Source organism: Xanthomonas translucens pv. undulosa (assembly GCF_017301775.1).
Classification (GTDB): domain Bacteria; phylum Pseudomonadota; class Gammaproteobacteria; order Xanthomonadales; family Xanthomonadaceae; genus Xanthomonas_A; species Xanthomonas_A translucens.
This window is the reverse complement of sequence record NZ_CP063993.1, coordinates 785,042-800,335: the sequence shown is the minus strand read 5'-3', so window position 1 is coordinate 800,335 and position 15,294 is coordinate 785,042. Positions and strand designations below refer to the sequence as shown.

Here is a 15,294-nt window from a genome sequence, read left to right as displayed (position 1 = left end):
GGATGCAGAACGCGACGTTTGGCGCTTCGGCGCAAGAGCCCGATCATGGCCCATTGCAGTTCCTGACCTTCCAGCTGGGCCCGGAGTTGTTCGGCCTGAGCATCGTGGGCATCAAGGAAATCATCGAGTACCGTGCGCCCACGCCGGTCCCGTCCATGCCGGCGTGCGTGCGCGGGGTGATCAACCTGCGGGGCGCGGTGGTGCCGATCGTGGATCTGCAACGGCGGCTCGGGCGCGCGTCCAACGAGGTCACCCGGCGCAGTTGCGTGGTGATCGTGACGCTGGAATGCGAAGGCGCCGGTCAGGCGTTCGGATTGCTGGTCGACGCGGTCAGCGAGGTGCTGGATATTTTGCCGCAGCAGATCGAGGCGGCAGCGTCGTTCGGGTGCGGCATTGGCGACGAACTGATGCAGGGCGTAGGCAAGCTGGACGGTCGGCTGGTGATCCTGCTGGAGCGCACGCGTGTGCTGGCGATGGACGGCGACGTCCATGCCCTCGCGCCTGCGGCCGCGCTGGCCGCCTGAGTAATCCGCGCTGTCGCCGTGATACGCGCATCACGGCGGACCGGCTAGTGTCGTGGCGGTAGGGCATCCGCCCGCCACAGCGAGGTCCGTACATGCCGAACCAGGACAAACAGCACAGCGACGAACAAGGCATCCGCGAAGGCCAGCAGGACCGCGCCCAGGACGACACCGCCAAGCAGCGGCAGGGATTGGAGGACGAGAAACTGCGCCAGGCGCACGAGCGCGGCCCCAGCTCCGGCGAACACACCAGCTGAAGCGGCCGTCTCCCGCCGTTCGCAACGATGGCGAGCGCGGCGCCGCTGCTGCGTGCGAGCAGATCAGCAACTGAGCCGCGCAGCGCCGACTGCCGCGCCATGCCATCGCGGCAGGTGCGTGGCCGCTCTGCGCCGGCGCAGGCGCCGGAATGCAGCAACAAAAAAGCCCCGGAGTCGCCTCCGAGGCTTTTGTCTGAACAAGTGGTGGAGCGGAAGGGGATCGAACCCTCGACCTTCGCATTGCGAACGCGACGCTCTCCCAGCTGAGCTACCGCCCCACATCAGACGCATAGTCTAACTGGCCCATGGCATGCGTGCCAAGTGGGGCGGTGGCGATCGGTGGCGGCGAGGCCGTCCTGACGCGTTGCGCGCAAGCGCGGCCTGCGCAACGCATCCGCAGGCGCGGTCGCCTGCCGCCCCAGGTTCATGTGAAGACGGGAATGCGTACGCGCATTCGGGCAACAGGCGGACAGAGTCGATATACTCGCAGGCCGAAATCCTCGCCAGACGATTTCGTCGTTCCGGATGAAATATTCCGTCCGTTCCAAATCTTTTATCCACGGGTCTTTGAAAAATGACGGAAGTTCGCAACTTGCAACAAATCGCCGAAGCCAAGGCCAAGCTGCACGAAGAAATTCGCAAGCTGGAAGAGCAGGAGAAGCAGGCGCGCGAAGGCGAGACCAGCGCCGCGCATGCCAACATCCTGTCGCTGCTGGAGCAGTTCGCCGAGTTTTTCAGCGCCAAGCAGCGCAACGAGATCGCCGCCTACGTGACCAGCACCGCGCCGAAGCAGGCCAGCGCCAAGTCCGCCGGCGGCCGCAGCGAGGTCAAGCCGAAGTACCAGCTGCCGCACACCGGCGAGACCTGGTCCGGCCGCGGCCGCACCCCGAAGGCGTTCGCTGCCTGGGAAGGCACCGCCGCCTACAACGAATGGAAGGCCCGTCACCCGGACCTGAAGTTCCCGCTGGTCAAATACTGATCGGTCGAAAAAGGCCAGGCTTCCTGGCCTTTTTTATCCGCGATGGTTTTATGCGCGGCATTGGCGTCGCCCGAGCCTTGCCGCGGATAAAACCCGCGGAGGAGAAAGCGGGCGCCGAGGGATGCGGCTGGAACAACCGAAGGCAGGGCAGCGACATGGGCCACTGTGACCATGACGTTGCTGTGGCCCCCTGTAGGAGCGGCTTCAGTCGCGACAGGATCTATCGATAAATCCCGTCGCGGCTGAAGCCGCTCCTGCAAATACCTCCGAATCCCTCAGCCGGCGCTGCCCAGCAGCGGCTGCAGCGTCGCTTCCAGTTCGCGCCGGCGCCAGCCGGCCAGCGGCTGCGGCCATTGGCCGCTTTCCAGCAGGGCTTCCAGGTGCTTGCGCGAGGCGAGCAGGCCGTCGGCCAGGCCGAGTTCGGCGCTGCGTGCGGACACCGCGTCCTGCAGCCGTTTCAGGGCGGCCTTGTTGTCGTCGCTGGCGGCCAGCGCCAGCGGCGCGTCCGCTTCGTCGGCCAGCGGTGTGGTCAGCGCCTGCCACAGCACGTCGCCGAGCTTGCGCGGCGCCTTGGGGTGCTTATCCAGCATCGCCTGCAGCGCGTGACGGTCGCCGGGCGGGAAGCGCGCCAAGGTGGCGGCCAGTTCGTTGTCCAGGATCCAGCTACGCGGCTTGTCGCTGTGCCGGGCCTGCACGTCGCGCCAGCGCAGCAGGCGCAGCAGGCGCTGCTGCGCCGGCGGATCCATGAATTGCGCCGAGCGCATGCCCAGGTGCGGCCAGCGCTCGCCTTCGTCGTGCTCCACGGTGCCGAGCAGGCGCTCGCCGTCCTCGTGCAGCCAGGCGCTGCGGTCTAGCGTCTGCAGCCGTTCCTGCAAGGCGTCGTGGATCGCGAACAGGTGGCGCACGTCGTCGGCGGCGTAGTCCAGCTGCGCCGGCGACAGCGGGCGGCGCAGCCAGTCCGAGCGGGTCTCGCCCTTGGCCAGGTGCACGCCGGTGATTTCCTGGACCAGCTTCTGGTAGCCCATGCCGGCGCCGATGCCGGCCAGGCCGGCGCCGATCTGGGTGTCGAACAGCGGCCGCGGCAGCGCGCCGCAGGCGCACTTGAACGCGACCAGGTCTTCGCTGGCGCTGTGCATGACCTTGAGGATGGCCGGGTCCGACAGCCACGGCGCCAGCGCCTGCGGCATGCCGGGAATCAGCGGGTCGATCAGCAGGATCTCGTCGGCCACCGCCATCTGCACCAACGCCAGTTGCGGCCAGTAGGTGCGTTCGCGGACGAATTCGGTATCCAGGCCGATCCTGGCCGGGCGCTGCGCCAGCCGTTCGGCCAGCTCGGCGGGTTGCTTGATCCAATAGGGCACGTGGTTTCCGTCGAATGCAGGGTTTGCTCAGGCAGGCGAGAATAGCCTAACGTCGGCCCGCCGGCCGTACGGACGCGGTGGCGCGGATGCCATCGTGAGGCCAATGTCGTTGGGAGGAAGCGTGCGTACGAGCGGCACCGTGATCGCCTGGACCCTGCTGGCCGCGCTGGCGTGCGGCTGCAGCGGGCCGGCGCCTGCGCCGCCGGCGCAACCCGCCAGGCCGGCGCCGGCCAAGCCTGCGCAGGCGCCGGCAACGGCGGTCGGCAAGCCGGTGCAGGCACCCAGCGTCACCATCGGCGGCCAGGATGCCGCCGAGACGGTGGCGCGCTGGCAGCCGCCGCTGCCGGCGCTGGAGCGCACGCAACTGGCGCAGGCGCGCCGCGACGCCGCGCGCGCGCTGGCCGAGGACCGCCTGTTCGAGGACGCGCAATCGGCGATCCCGCTGTACCTGGCGATCCGCGCGCTGGCGCCACAGGACCCGGTCGCGCGCGACGGCCTGCGCACCGCGCGGCGCCGGCTGCTGCAACGCGGCGACGACTTGTTGCGCGCATCGGAGCAGCAGGAACAGGCGCTCGAGCGCGCCGACCGCATCGCGATGGTGGCGCTGTCGCTGGATGCCGACGATCCGGCGGTGCGGCGCCTGCAGCAGCGGGTGGAGACCGCGCAGCGGATGCTGGCCTACGACCGCGCCGGCGAAGACGATCTGCGCGCCGGCCGGCTCGGCGAGGACGGCAACGGTGCGCTGGCCAACTTCCGCGAAGCGCTGCAACTGGACGCGGACGATGCGCGCGCGCGGCAGGGCGTGGCGGCGGTGGAGAGCGCGCTGATCCGGCGTGCCGAGGCGGCCGCGACGCTGTCCGATTTCGCCGCCGCCGGCAGCTGGTTGGCGCGCGCGGCGCGGATCCGCGACGCCGCCGCCACCGTGCGCGACGCGCGTGCGCGGGTGGAAGGCGTGCGCAGCGCGCGCATCGCCGCGCTGCGCGATGCCGGCCTGCGCGACCTGGCCACGCCGGCCGGACTGAAGGCGGCGCGCGAGAAACTGGGCGAGGTGTTGCGCATCGCCGATCCGGGCGATCCGGTGGCGGCGATGCTGCGCGAGCGCATCGACCTGGCCACCCATTACGGCAGCTTCCGCCCCGGCCAGGTGTTCACCGACGCCATGAGCAACGGCGAGCGCGGGCCGCAGATGATCGTGGTGCCGCACGGCGGCTTCCGCATGGGTGCCAGCGACAGCGAGCCGGGCGCGATGCCGGCGGAGCAGCCCTTGCACTACGTGCGCTTCGACCGCGGCTTCGCGATGGCGATCACCGAGGTCACCGTGGCCGAGTTCCGCCGCTTCGTCGAGCTCAGCGGCGCGCGGCCGCGGGCCACGCGGCGCGGGCATTCGATCGTCTACGACGAGCGCAGCGGCAATTTCGTGCGGCGCAGCGGCACCGACTGGCAGTCCGGCTACAACGGCGCGCGCGCCGCGCCGAACAGCCCGGTGATGCACGTCAGCGTGCGCGATGCCGAGGCCTATGCGGCGTGGCTGTCGCAGCAGACCGGGCGCCACTACCGGCTGCCCAGCGAGGCCGAGTTCGAATACGCGCTGCGCGCCGGTGGCCGCGGTCGCTATCCGTGGGGCAACGCCGGTACGCCGCCGCGCGGCGCCGGCAACTTTACCGGCGGCGGCGACGTCTCGCCCAGCGGGCGGCACTGGAACAACGCCTTCGTCGGCTATGCCGACGGCTTCTGGGGGCCGGCGCCGGTCGCCAGCTTCAAGGCCAACCCCTGGGGCCTGCACGACATGGGCGGCAACCTCAGCGAGTGGGTCGCCGATTGCTGGCATTCCAGCTACCGCCGCGCGCCGGCCGACGGCGCCGCCTGGTACAACCCCGGTTGCCGCTCGCGGGTGGTGCGCGGCGGCAACTGGGCCAACGCACCGGAGCAGACCCGTGCCGCCTGGCGGCTGATGCAGGACTCCGATACCACCAGCGCCCGGGTCGGGTTCCGCCTGGTGCGCGGAATTTGACGCGGCCGCGTAGTACGCCCGGCTACAGTGCCGCGCACAGGCAGGCGCCTTCGCCGCCCGCCAGCCAGCAAGGGGATTGGAGATGAGCAACGTGTTCGGCCGCCAGGGCGGAGAGCAGGGCGGGAACCGCCGCGGGCCGCTGGGCGGCGTGCGCTGGCTGGTGCTGCTGGGCTTCGCGGTGTACGCCGGGTTCTATTGGTTCTCCAACCGCAGCGAGGATCCCTACACCGGGCAGAAGGTGCTGATCGACAATTCGCTCGGCGTCGAGGACGAGAAGGCGCTGGGCCTGCAGGCGTACCAGGAGATTCTGGCGCAGGAACATCCGGTCGATCCGCAGTCGCAGGTGGCGCAGCAGGTGCGCGCGATCGCGCAGCGGCTGATCGCCAAGGTCGATGTGGTCGAGGACGCGCTGGCCGCCGAGCACGGCATGCAGGCCAAACACTACGCGCGCGGCTTCGACTGGGACGTCAACGTGATCCAGTCCGAGCAGGCCAATGCGTTCTGCCTGCCCGGCGGCAAGATGGCGGTCTACACCGGCTTGTTGCCGGTGACCAGGAACGCCGATGCGATGGCGGTGGTGATGGGCCATGAGATCGCGCATGCACTGCTGCGCCACGGCGCGCAGCGCATGGCGCAGCAGAAGCTGACCCAGATCGGGCAGATGGCCGGCGCGGCCAGCGGCATGGATCCGCAACAGCAGCAGATGGCGATGGCGGCGATGGGCTACGGCTACCTGCTGCCGTACGCGCGCAGCCACGAGACCCAGGCCGACGAGGTCGGGCTGATGCTGGCCGCGGCGGCGTGTTTCGATCCGCGCGAAGCGGTGCCGCTGTGGCAGCGGATGAGCGCCAGCAGCGGCGGCCAGGCACCGCCGGAGTTCTCGTCCACGCACCCCAATCCGGGTACGCGGATCCAGAACCTGCAGGCGCTGATGCCCAAGGCGCTGGAGTACCGGCAGCGCTTCTGCGAAACGGCGAAGACGACGCAGCGGTAAGCGCGCCATCGCCACTTGCCGCGGCAGCTGCCTGGTTGCTGAATGTGGTTGGGTTCGGCCGCGAGTGCGCGCGTGGCGCGGGTGCATCATGCGCCTGTCGCCACCGCGAGACTCCTCCATGAAACGCCTGCTGCTGTCATCGCTGGGACTGGCCGCGCTGCTGGCCGGCTGCGCCAGCAATCGCATCAGCGACGACGAGCGCCTGGCGCTGTACCGCGCCCACGCCGCTGCGCCGGTGCGCGACTTCCAGTACTTCAACCGACTCAGTGGCTGGACCGCGCTCGGCGACAGCGCGCTGGCGGTGTGGACGCGGCCCAACCAGGCCTATCTGCTGGAACTGAGCGGCCGCTGCGCCGACCTGGATTTCGCGCCGACGATCGCCATCACCCATTTCAGCGATCGCGTGTCGGCGCGTTTCGACGACGTGCTGGTGATCGGCGGCAGCCCGGGCGCGATTCGCCTGCCGTGCCGCATCCAGAGCATCCGCCCGCTCGACATCAAGGCGCTGCGCAGCTCGGAACAGGAATTGCGCCAGGCCAAGGTGCAGGAGCGGGCGCAGCGGCAGGCGCCGGCGCAGTAGCGTCGGCGTCAGGCGGGTTGCGGTCGGTGTGGAAGAGGAGGGTGTCGCAGCGGCTGCGGTCGCGGCGGGCTTTGCGGACGGGTTTTGTCGCGGCTGAAGCCGCTCCTACAGGGGGCGTGGCTTGCCTGCGCTCAGCATTCCTGCTCGGGTTCCACGTAGCCCTCGGGCTTGGGCGCGCCACCCTGGAACAGGAATTTTTCCAGCTCCGCTTCCAGGAACGCGCGGTGCTTGGGGTCGCGCGGCGACAGCCGGTTCTCGTTGATCAGCATGGTCTGGTGCGCCAGCCATGCCTGCCAGCCGGCCTTGCCGATCTGCGCGAACACGCGCTGGCCGAGTTCGCCGGGATACGGCACGTAGTCGAGGCCCTCGGCGTCGCGTTGCTGGTACTGGCAGAAGACGGTGCGGGACATGGCGGTTCCTGGTGGCGCGGTGGGCGACGATCAGAGGCCGTCGAGCAGTTTGCGGATCGGAGCGGGCAGGCCGAGTGCGGACAGGTCGGCACGCGCCACCCAGCGCAGGTCGTCATTGTCGCGTACCGTGTCGCGCAAGGCGACCTTGCGCAGGCGCAGCGGCTGCAGGTGCAGGCGGTAGTGGCTGAAGGTATGCACGATCGGCGGCATCGGCTCGGCCGCGTCGAAGTCGCGGCCGCGGGTCTGCCGTTCGAACCAGGCGCGCAGTTCGCTCTCGCTCTCGGCCTGCGGCAGCGTCCACAGCGAGGCCCAGATGCCGCTTGGCGGGCGCCGTTGCAGCAGCAGTTCGCCGGCGGCGTTCTCCAGCAGCAGCGCCAGCGCTTCGCGTTCGGGCAGGGTCTTGCCCGGTTTCGGGGTGGGCAATGCCTCGACCAGGCCGTCGCGGCGCGCCACGCAGTCGTGCTGCAGCGGGCACAGCACGCAGGCCGGGTTGGCGCGGGTGCACAGGGTGGCGCCGAAATCCATCTGCGCCTGGGTGTAGTCGGCCATGCGCCCGTCGGCGACCGCGGCCACGTGCGCTTCGGCGATCGCCCACAGCGGCTTTTCCACTGCCGGCAGGCCGGGATAGCCGGCGATGCCGTGGTAGCGGGTCAGCACGCGCTTGACGTTGCCGTCCAGGATCGGGAAGCGGTCGTTCCAGGCCTGGCTGAGGATCGCGCCAGCGGTGCTGCGGCCGATCCCGTGCAGCGCATGCAGCGCATCGAAGTCGCGCGGCAGCTCGCCATCGTGCAGCTCCACGCAGCGTTTGGCCGCGGCATGCAGGTTGCGCGCGCGGGCGTAGTAGCCCAGCCCGGCCCATTGCGCCATCACCGCGTCGGTGTCGGCGGCGGCCAGGTCGGGCAGGGTCGGGAAGTGCTGCAGGAAGCGCAGGAAGTACGGGATCACCACCGCGACCTGGGTCTGCTGCAGCATGATTTCCGACAGCCACACGCGATACGGGCTGCGCGGATGCTGCCAGGGCAGGTCGTGGCGGCCGCTGTGGTCGAACCAGGCGAGCAGGCGGGAGGGAAAGGTGTCTGGGGGCTGGCGCATGCTGGCATCGAGTGGTTCCTTCTCCCACCGGGAGAAGGTGCCCCGAAGGGGCGGATGAGGCTACGGAGCGAAGCCTCGTTGATCCAAATCAGCGGAACGCTTTCGCGCCGTACCCTCACCCCCAACCCCCGTCCCGCGCCAGCGGTGTGGGCCCTCCAGAGCACGCGCGCCAGTGGCGCGCACGCTGTGCCCTGTCGCCCCGGTGGGAGAGGGGCTCAAGGTCAGGCGCCCAGCGCTTCCGGCAGCAGGGCGTCGACGAAGGCTTCGGCGTCGAAGACGCGCAGGTCTTCCGGGCGCTCGCCGATGCCGGCGTAGCGGATCGGGATGCCGAACTCGCGCGCCAGCGCGAACACCACGCCGCCCTTGGCGGTACCGTCGAGCTTGGTCACCACCAGCCCGGTGACGCCGACCGCGGCATGGAACTGGCGCAGCTGCGATAGCGCGTTCTGGCCGGTGGTGCCGTCGATGACCATCAGCACTTCGTGCGGCGCGGCCGGGTCGAGCTTGCCGAGCACGCGGCGGATCTTGCCCAGTTCGTTCATCAGCCCGGTCTGGGTGTGCAGGCGCCCGGCGGTGTCGGCGATCAGCACTTCGGTGCCGCGCGCCTTGCCGGCCTGCAGCGCGTCGAATGCGACCGAGGCGGCGTCGGCGTTCTGGCCCTGCGCGATCACGGTCACCCCATTGCGATCGCCCCAGGCCTGCAGCTGCGCCACCGCGGCGGCGCGGAAGGTGTCGCCGGCGGCCAGCATCAGGCTGTGGCCGTCGTCCTTGAAACGCTTGGCCAGCTTGCCGATGGTGGTGGTCTTGCCGACGCCGTTGACGCCGACGGTGAGCACCACGAACGGCTTGGCATTGCGGTCGATCTGCAGCGGTTTGGCGACCGGCTGCAGGATCGAGATCAGGTCGGCGCGCAGCGCGCGCAGCAGCGCCTGCGCATCGACGAATTCGCGCGCCTTCATGCGCTTGCGCAGGTTCTCGATCAGCGCGGTGGTCGCCGGCACGCCGACGTCGGCGCTGATCAGCGCGGTCTCGATCTCGTCGAGCAGGTCGTCGTCAAGCTTGGGATTGCGCGAGAACAGGCCGCCGAAGCTGCGTGCGATGGTGCTGTTGCGCAGGCGTTCGCGCCAACCGGACTTGCCGGCCGCGGCCGCGGGCAGCGCGTCGGCGCGCACGTCGAACGCGGCGGCGAATGCCGCGGCCGGATCGGGAAGCGGCGCCGCCGCAGCCGGGGCCGCCGCGGCCGCCGGCACCTGCGCCGCGGGCGGCGGCGTGGGCGCCTGCGGCGGGAGCGCGACGTGGCTGGGCGCAGGGATGGGATCAGGCGCGGCCGTCGGCGCTTCGCGCAGGACGGCGGGCGCGGCTACCTGCGGCGGCGGCGATGCCGGCGCTGCTTCGGCCGCGGGCGCAGCAGGTGCGGCCGGCGTGGCGGCTTCAGCGGCCGGCTTGGGGAAGGCGGCGGCAAGTTCCTCGATGCTGTAGCGCTGGGTGCCGCGGCTATCGCCAGCGTGGTCCTGGGGCTTGTTGCGGCGGAATAGGCTGACCATGGATAACGCGTGTACCGGAAACGGGGAATGCTACCACTTGCGCCTGTTAGGTCTGGGTGGGGCGGGACTCGGGACTCGAAGAACGTGAGTCGGTAAAGCTTCTTTCAGTTCGCGGCGCTGCGCTTTCCGAGTCCCGGCCCTCCTCAAAGCTTCCCCTTCATCGACCGATAATCCCGCGGGGTCATGCCCACGGTGGCCTTGAACTGGCGCGCGAACGCGCTCTGGTCGGCGAAGCCGCAGGCCTGGCCGATGCTGGCGATGCTGTCCTCGCCATGCAGCAGGCGCATCGCCGCTTCGATGCGCATCTTGGTCAGCAACTGCTGCGGTGTCAGCTGGAACACGCGGCGGAAGTGCCGTTCCAGCTGCGCCACCGACAGTTCCGCCAGGTCGGCCAGGGTCTGCACGCGCAGGTTGTCGCCGTAGTGGCTCTGCATGTGCTCCATCGCGCGGCTGATGCGTTCGTAGGCCGAATGGCGACTGTCCGGCTGGCCCAGGTCGCGCGAGATGCCGACCACGCCGATCACCTCGTTGTGCTCGCACAGCGGACGCTTGAAGGTCAGGCACCAGCCCGGGGTGCGGTTCGGGAACAGGTGCACTTCCAGCTGGTTCTCGATCATCTCGCCGCACAGCACGCGCCGGTCCTGCATCACGTAGCTGCCGCCCAGCGGCAGCGGGAACACTTCCAGCGCCGATTTGCCGATCAGGTCGGCACGGTATTTCTTGCCCAGGCGCCGCACCAGGGTCAGGTTGACGTGGGTGTAGCGGCCGTCGCGGTCCTTGACGAAGAACACCACGTCCGGCAACGCGTCGAACAGCGTCTGCATTTCCAGCGCGGAAATCAAAGTATCCATCTGCACTCACCGGGCGGTAGTAGGCTGCGGCGGCAGGCAAGCCCACCCCTGTTTGTCGATCCTAGCCTAAGTCGGGCCTTCCGGGACGCTAGGGTTATGCGAACTTCCGCATTTATGACACGCAAACGCTGCTAGCCGCCAGTGGCCCGGAATGTGAGCATGGACCTATGCATACACTCGATGTGATCGACTCGCATACCGGTGGCGAACCGACCCGTGTCGTCGTCGCCGGCTTTCCCGACCTGGGGACCGGCCCGCTGCCGCAGCGGCGCGATCTGTTCCGCGATCGCTTCGATCGCTGGCGCAGCGCCATCGCCTGCGAGCCGCGCGGCTCGGACACCATGGTCGGCGCGCTGCTGTTGCCGCCGATCGCGGCCGATGCCTGCGCCGCGGTGATCTTCTTCAACAACGTCGGCTACCTGGGCATGTGCGGCCACGGCACCATCGGCCTGGTGCGCACGCTGGCCGAGCTGGGCCGGCTGGCGCCCGGCACGCACCGCATCGAGACCCCGGTGGGGACGGTCGGGGTGGAGTTGCACGACGACGGCCGCGTCTCGGTGGACAACGTGGAAAGCTACCGCCACGCCGCCGGCATCGAGGTGCAGGTGCCGGGCTACTGCCGCGTGCGCGGCGACGTGGCCTGGGGCGGCAACTGGTTCTTCATCACCGAGCAGACGCCGTGCGCGCTGGAGCTGCGCAACCAGCGCGCGCTGACCGCGTACACCGAAGCGGTGCGGCTGGCGCTGGAGGCGGCCGGCATCCGCGGCGCCGACGGCGGCGAGATCGACCATATCGAGATCAACGGCCCGGCGCCTGGCGCCGGCGCCGATGCGCGCAACTTCGTGCTGTGTCCGGGCCTGGCCTACGACCGCTCGCCGTGCGGCACCGGCACCAGCGCCAAGCTGGCGTGCCTGGCCGCCGACGGCAAGCTGGCGCCCGGCCAGGTATGGCGCCAGGAAGGCATCCTCGGCAGCCTGTTCGAAGGCAACTACGTGCCTGGCAGCCGCGGCGTGCTGCCGCGGATCACCGGGCAGGCGCATCTCACCGCGCGCGCGCAGTTGCTGATCGATGCGCAGGATCCGTTCGCCTGGGGCATCGGCGCCGGATGAGCGGCTTCGACCTGATCGTCGTCGGCGCCGGCATCGTCGGCGCGGCCTGCGCCGATGCGGCTGCCGCGGCCGGGTTGCGGGTGGCGATCGTCGAGTCGGGCACGATTGGCGGCGGTTCCACCGCTGCGGCGATGGGCCATCTGGTGGCGATGGACGAGGATCCTGCGGAACTGGCGCTGTCGGCGTATTCGCTGCGCCTGTGGGAAGAATTCGCGCACTTGCCGGCGGCCGAGTTCAGCCGCTGCGGCACGCTGTGGGTGGCGAGGCAGGCGCATGAGCTGGAGGCGATCCCGGCCAAGATCCAACGCCTGGCGGCGGCCGGTGTGCACGCCGAGGCGATCGGTGCCGAGGCGTTGTACCGGCTGGAGCCGGCGCTGGTGCCGGGGCTGGCCGGCGGCATGCGCGTGGCGGCCGAAGCGGTGGTGTATCCGCCGCGGATGGCGCGACATCTGGTCGAGCGGGCGCTTGCCGCCGGTGCGCAGCTGTATGCCGGGTACCGCGCGCTGACGCTGGCCGGCGGCGGCGTGCTGCTGGACGACGGCAGCCGGCTGAGCGGGCCGGTGCTGGTCGCCACCGGCTGCGCGTTGCCGGAGTTGTTGCCGGAGCTGCCGATGCGTGCGCGCAAGGGCCAGTTGGTGATCACCGACCGCTATCCCGGCTTCGTCGGCCACCAGTTGCTGGAACTGGGTTATGCCGACAGCGCGCACGGCAGCGACGGCAGCAGCGTGGCGTTCAACGTGCAGCCGCGGCCTACCGGGCAGATCCTGATCGGCTCCTCGCGCGAGTTCGATGCCAGCGATCGCAGCGTGTCGATGCCGATGCTGCAGCGCATGCTCGAGCGCGCGTTCGGGTTCCTGCCGGCGTTGCGCCAGCTGCAGGCGATCCGGGTCTGGACCGGGCTGCGTCCTGCCACGCCCGACGGCCGTCCCTACCTGGGCGCGGTGCCGGAGCGCGACGGTGTCTGGGTCGCGGCCGGCCACGAAGGCTTGGGCGTGACCACCGCGCTGGGCAGCGCGCGCTTGCTGCTGGATCTGCTGCTGCAGCGCACCCCTGCGCTGGATCCGGTGCCGTTCGCGCCCATGCGGGCGCTGTCGTGAGCGCGCCGATGCTGCGCCTGCAGGTCAATGGGCAGACTGTCGAGGTGCTGGACGGCAGCAGCGTGGCCGCGGCCGTGGCGCAGGTGGCGGCGCATTTCCGCCGTTCGCGCAGCGGCCAGCCGCGCGCGCCGCTGTGCGGCATGGGCGTGTGCAGCGAATGCCGGGTGCGCATCGACGGCGTCGGTCAGTTGCGCGCCTGCATCACCCCGGTGCGCGCCGGCATGCAGGTGTGGACCGATGCCTGAGCCGCGCGCGCTGCACTACGACGTGATCGTGGCCGGTGCCGGTCCGGCCGGACTGGCGGCGGCGCTGGCCGCGGCTGGGCATGGTCGGCGCGTGGCCCTGGTCGATCTGCAGGCGCGCGCCGGCGGCCAGATCTGGCGTCACGATGTGGCCCATGCGCCGCCGAAGCTGGCCGCGCGCGTGCTGGCGCAGCTGGCGGCGAGCAAGATCGAATTTCTGGCGCAGACCCAGTTGTTGATGGCGCAGAACCGACAACTGCTGGCCGATGGCCCGCAGGGCACGCGCTGGATCGGTTACGACGCACTGGTGCTGGCCACCGGCGCGCGCGAATTGCTGCTGCCGTTCCCCGGCTGGACCCTGCCCGGCGTCACCGGCGCCGGCGGCGCGCAGGCGCTGGCCAAGCAGGGCTGGCCGTTGGCCGGCAAGCGCGTACTGGTGGCCGGCAGCGGCCCGCTGCTGCTGGCCAGCGCGGCGACGCTGCGCCGCCACGGCGCGCAGGTGCTGGGCATCGTCGAACAGGCCTCGCTGCGCAATCTGGCCGGCTTCGCCGCGCAACTGCCGTGGCGCTGGCCGGACAAGGCGCTGCAGGCGCTGAGCCTGCGCGCGCAGTTGGCCGGCGTTGCCTATCACAGCGGCAGCGTGGTGCTGTCGGCGCATGGCGACGGCCAGCTGCAATCGGTGCAGATCGACGGCCCGCGCGGCCGCCGCAGCATCGACTGCGACCAGTTGGCGGTCGGCTACGGACTGGTGCCGAACGTGGAGCTGGCGCAACTGCTCGGCTGCCGGCTGGGGCGCAGCGGCGCGCATCCGTGCGTGGCGGTGGACGCGCAGTTGCATACCAGCGTCGAAGGCGTGTACGCCGCCGGCGAGGCGCTGGGCATCGGCGGCCGCGATTGCGCGCGCGTCGAAGGCGCCATCGCCGGACATCTGGCCGCCGGGCATGACGCCGCGGCGCAGGCATTGCAGCCGCAGCGGCGGCGCGCGCGCGCGTTCGCCGCGCTGTTGCAGCGCCAGTTCGCGCTGGACCCGCGCATCCATGCGCTGGCCGCAGCGGATACGCTGGTGTGCCGCTGCGAAGACGTACCGCTGTCGGCGCTGCGCGGCCATGCCGACCTGCGCGACGCCAAGCTGGTTTCGCGCTGCGGCATGGGCGCCTGCCAGGGCCGCATCTGCGGCAGCGCGCTGACCGAGCTGGGGCTGGCGCCGCGGCACGACGATTTTTCCGACGACGGCCGCCGGCCGCCGCTGTTCCCGGTGCGCCTGGACGCGCTCGCCCGATCGCTTCCCGATCCACTGCTTCCCGAATCTCCATTCACAACCCTCGACAAGGTGTAATCCCATGAGCAAGGCTTCTTTCTGGTACGGCGTGCTGCCGGCCATCACCACTCCGTTCAACGCCGACGGCAGCATCGACCACGCGTTCCTGGCCAAGCATGCGCAGGTCATGGTCGACGCCGGCTGCACCGCGATCGTGCCGCTGGGCTCGCTCGGCGAGGCCGCCACGCTCAGCTTCGACGACAAGGTCGCGATCCTGAAGACCCTGGTGCAGGCGCTGGACGGCCGCATCCCGGTGGTGCCGGGCATCGCCGCGCTGTCCACCGACGAGGCCGTGCGCCTGGCGCAGGCGGCCAAGCAGGTCGGCTGCGGCGGCATCATGGTGCTGCCGCCGTACGTGTACTCCACCGACTGGCGCGAGATGGGCGCGCATGCGCGTGCGGTCATCGCCGCCACCGATCTGCCGGTGATCCTGTACAACAACCCGGTCGCCTACAAGACCGATTTCAGCCCGGCGCAGATCGCCGAGCTGGCCGCCGAATTCCCGAACCTGCAAGCGGTCAAGGAATCCTCCGGCGACGTGCGCCGTTTCGCCGCGCTGGGCGAGCTGCTCAACGACCGCCTGGTGCTGCTGGTGGGCATGGACGATGCGATCGTCGAAGGCATCAGCATGGGCGCCCAGGGCTGGATCGCCGGCCTGGTCAATGCGTATCCGAAGGAGTCGGTGAAGCTGTTCGAGCTGGCCCGCGACGGCGGCTACCCGGCGGCCAAGGCCTTGTACGACTGGTTCCTGCCGCTGCTGCGCCTGGACACCGTGCCCAAGTTCGTACAGCTGATCAAGCTGGTGCAGGAGAAGGTAGGCCTGGGCAGCGAGCGCGTGCGCGCACCGCGCCTGGTCGTCGACGGCGCCGAGCGCGAAGCGGCGCTGAAGGTGATCGACCATGCCATCGCCACCCACCCCGGGCTCTGA

16 protein-coding genes and 1 tRNA gene are annotated in these 15,294 nt (G+C 70.4%); 11 read left to right on the top strand and 6 right to left on the bottom strand.

From position 1 onward, the window contains the following. Positions 1-2 precede the first annotated feature (2 nt). Together ISN38_RS03230 and ISN38_RS03225 are read left to right on the top strand one after the other, a co-directional pair. Positions 3-524 (top strand): chemotaxis protein CheW, encoded by a 522-nt coding sequence (locus ISN38_RS03230; protein ID WP_003467375.1) that lies wholly within the window; start codon positions 3-5, stop codon positions 522-524. A 92-nt stretch (positions 525-616) separates the two neighbouring features. Then, the gene (locus ISN38_RS03225; protein WP_171815515.1) at positions 617-778 is read left to right on the top strand and encodes a hypothetical protein; all 162 of its coding nucleotides are present in this window, start codon (positions 617-619) and stop codon (positions 776-778) included. 202 nt (positions 779-980) lie between these two features. Here ISN38_RS03225 and ISN38_RS03220 read toward each other — a convergent pair. Then, a tRNA-Ala gene (locus ISN38_RS03220) sits at positions 981-1,056 on the bottom strand. 296 nt (positions 1,057-1,352) lie between these two features. Between ISN38_RS03220 and ISN38_RS03215 the strand changes: the two genes are divergently transcribed. Next, positions 1,353-1,757 carry an H-NS histone family protein gene (locus ISN38_RS03215; RefSeq protein ID WP_003467373.1) on the top strand — a complete coding sequence of 135 codons (405 nt, stop codon included), beginning with the start codon at positions 1,353-1,355 and terminating at the stop codon, positions 1,755-1,757. Between the two features lie 275 nt (positions 1,758-2,032). Here the strand turns inward: ISN38_RS03215 and rnd are convergent, their stop codons facing one another. Continuing rightward, entirely contained in the window at positions 2,033-3,118 is a 1,086-nt protein-coding gene (gene rnd, locus ISN38_RS03210) for a ribonuclease D (protein WP_003473476.1), read from the bottom strand. A 94-nt stretch (positions 3,119-3,212) separates the two neighbouring features. Between rnd and ISN38_RS03205 the strand changes: the two genes are divergently transcribed. From ISN38_RS03205 to ISN38_RS03195, 3 genes are all read left to right on the top strand, one after another. Next, on the top strand, positions 3,213-5,129 hold the full coding sequence (locus tag ISN38_RS03205) for an SUMF1/EgtB/PvdO family nonheme iron enzyme (protein ID WP_399507327.1): 1,917 nt from the start codon (positions 3,213-3,215) through the stop codon (positions 5,127-5,129). An 82-nt stretch (positions 5,130-5,211) separates the two neighbouring features. Next, a complete protein-coding gene (locus tag ISN38_RS03200; protein WP_047324765.1) occupies positions 5,212-6,123 on the top strand; it encodes a M48 family metallopeptidase in 912 nt (303 codons plus the stop codon). Positions 6,124-6,241: 118 nt separating this feature from the next. Next, entirely contained in the window at positions 6,242-6,703 is a 462-nt protein-coding gene (locus ISN38_RS03195; protein ID WP_003465962.1) for a DUF6491 family protein, read from the top strand. A gap of 131 nt (positions 6,704-6,834) precedes the next feature. Here ISN38_RS03195 and ISN38_RS03190 read toward each other — a convergent pair whose 3' ends face one another. The 4 genes from ISN38_RS03190 to ISN38_RS03175 form a co-directional block, all read right to left on the bottom strand. Next, on the bottom strand, positions 6,835-7,113 hold the full coding sequence (locus tag ISN38_RS03190) for an oxidative damage protection protein (RefSeq protein WP_003465964.1): 279 nt from the start codon (positions 7,111-7,113) through the stop codon (positions 6,835-6,837). Positions 7,114-7,143: 30 nt separating this feature from the next. After that, positions 7,144-8,205, bottom strand: a complete 1,062-nt coding sequence (gene mutY / locus ISN38_RS03185) for an A/G-specific adenine glycosylase (RefSeq protein WP_206710127.1) — start codon at positions 8,203-8,205, stop codon at positions 7,144-7,146. Positions 8,206-8,426: 221 nt separating this feature from the next. Further along, on the bottom strand, positions 8,427-9,749 hold the full coding sequence (gene ftsY / locus ISN38_RS03180; protein ID WP_003465967.1) for a signal recognition particle-docking protein FtsY: 1,323 nt from the start codon (positions 9,747-9,749) through the stop codon (positions 8,427-8,429). 143 nt (positions 9,750-9,892) lie between these two features. Next, positions 9,893-10,600: an AraC family transcriptional regulator gene (locus ISN38_RS03175; RefSeq protein ID WP_003475413.1), complete on the bottom strand. Its 708-nt coding sequence runs from the start codon at positions 10,598-10,600 to the stop codon at positions 9,893-9,895. A 167-nt stretch (positions 10,601-10,767) separates the two neighbouring features. Here ISN38_RS03175 and ISN38_RS03170 point away from each other — a divergent pair, with 167 nt between their 5' ends. Genes ISN38_RS03170 through ISN38_RS03150 form a run of 5 tightly spaced genes read left to right on the top strand, consistent with a single transcriptional unit; the run spans position 10,768 to position 15,294 of the window. After that, a complete protein-coding gene (locus ISN38_RS03170; protein WP_003465971.1) occupies positions 10,768-11,709 on the top strand; it encodes a 4-hydroxyproline epimerase in 942 nt (313 codons plus the stop codon). After that, positions 11,706-12,806: an NAD(P)/FAD-dependent oxidoreductase gene (locus ISN38_RS03165; protein WP_003465973.1), complete on the top strand. Its 1,101-nt coding sequence runs from the start codon at positions 11,706-11,708 to the stop codon at positions 12,804-12,806. The genes ISN38_RS03170 and ISN38_RS03165 overlap by 4 nt, the downstream gene beginning before the upstream one ends. An 8-nt stretch (positions 12,807-12,814) precedes the next feature. Then, positions 12,815-13,051, top strand: a complete 237-nt coding sequence (locus ISN38_RS03160) for a (2Fe-2S)-binding protein (protein WP_038236648.1) — start codon at positions 12,815-12,817, stop codon at positions 13,049-13,051. Further along, positions 13,044-14,384: an NAD(P)/FAD-dependent oxidoreductase gene (locus tag ISN38_RS03155; protein ID WP_003465976.1), complete on the top strand. Its 1,341-nt coding sequence runs from the start codon at positions 13,044-13,046 to the stop codon at positions 14,382-14,384. The genes ISN38_RS03160 and ISN38_RS03155 overlap by 8 nt, the downstream gene beginning before the upstream one ends. 4 nt (positions 14,385-14,388) lie before the next feature. Continuing rightward, the gene (locus ISN38_RS03150; RefSeq protein ID WP_003475399.1) at positions 14,389-15,294 is read left to right on the top strand and encodes a dihydrodipicolinate synthase family protein; all 906 of its coding nucleotides are present in this window, start codon (positions 14,389-14,391) and stop codon (positions 15,292-15,294) included.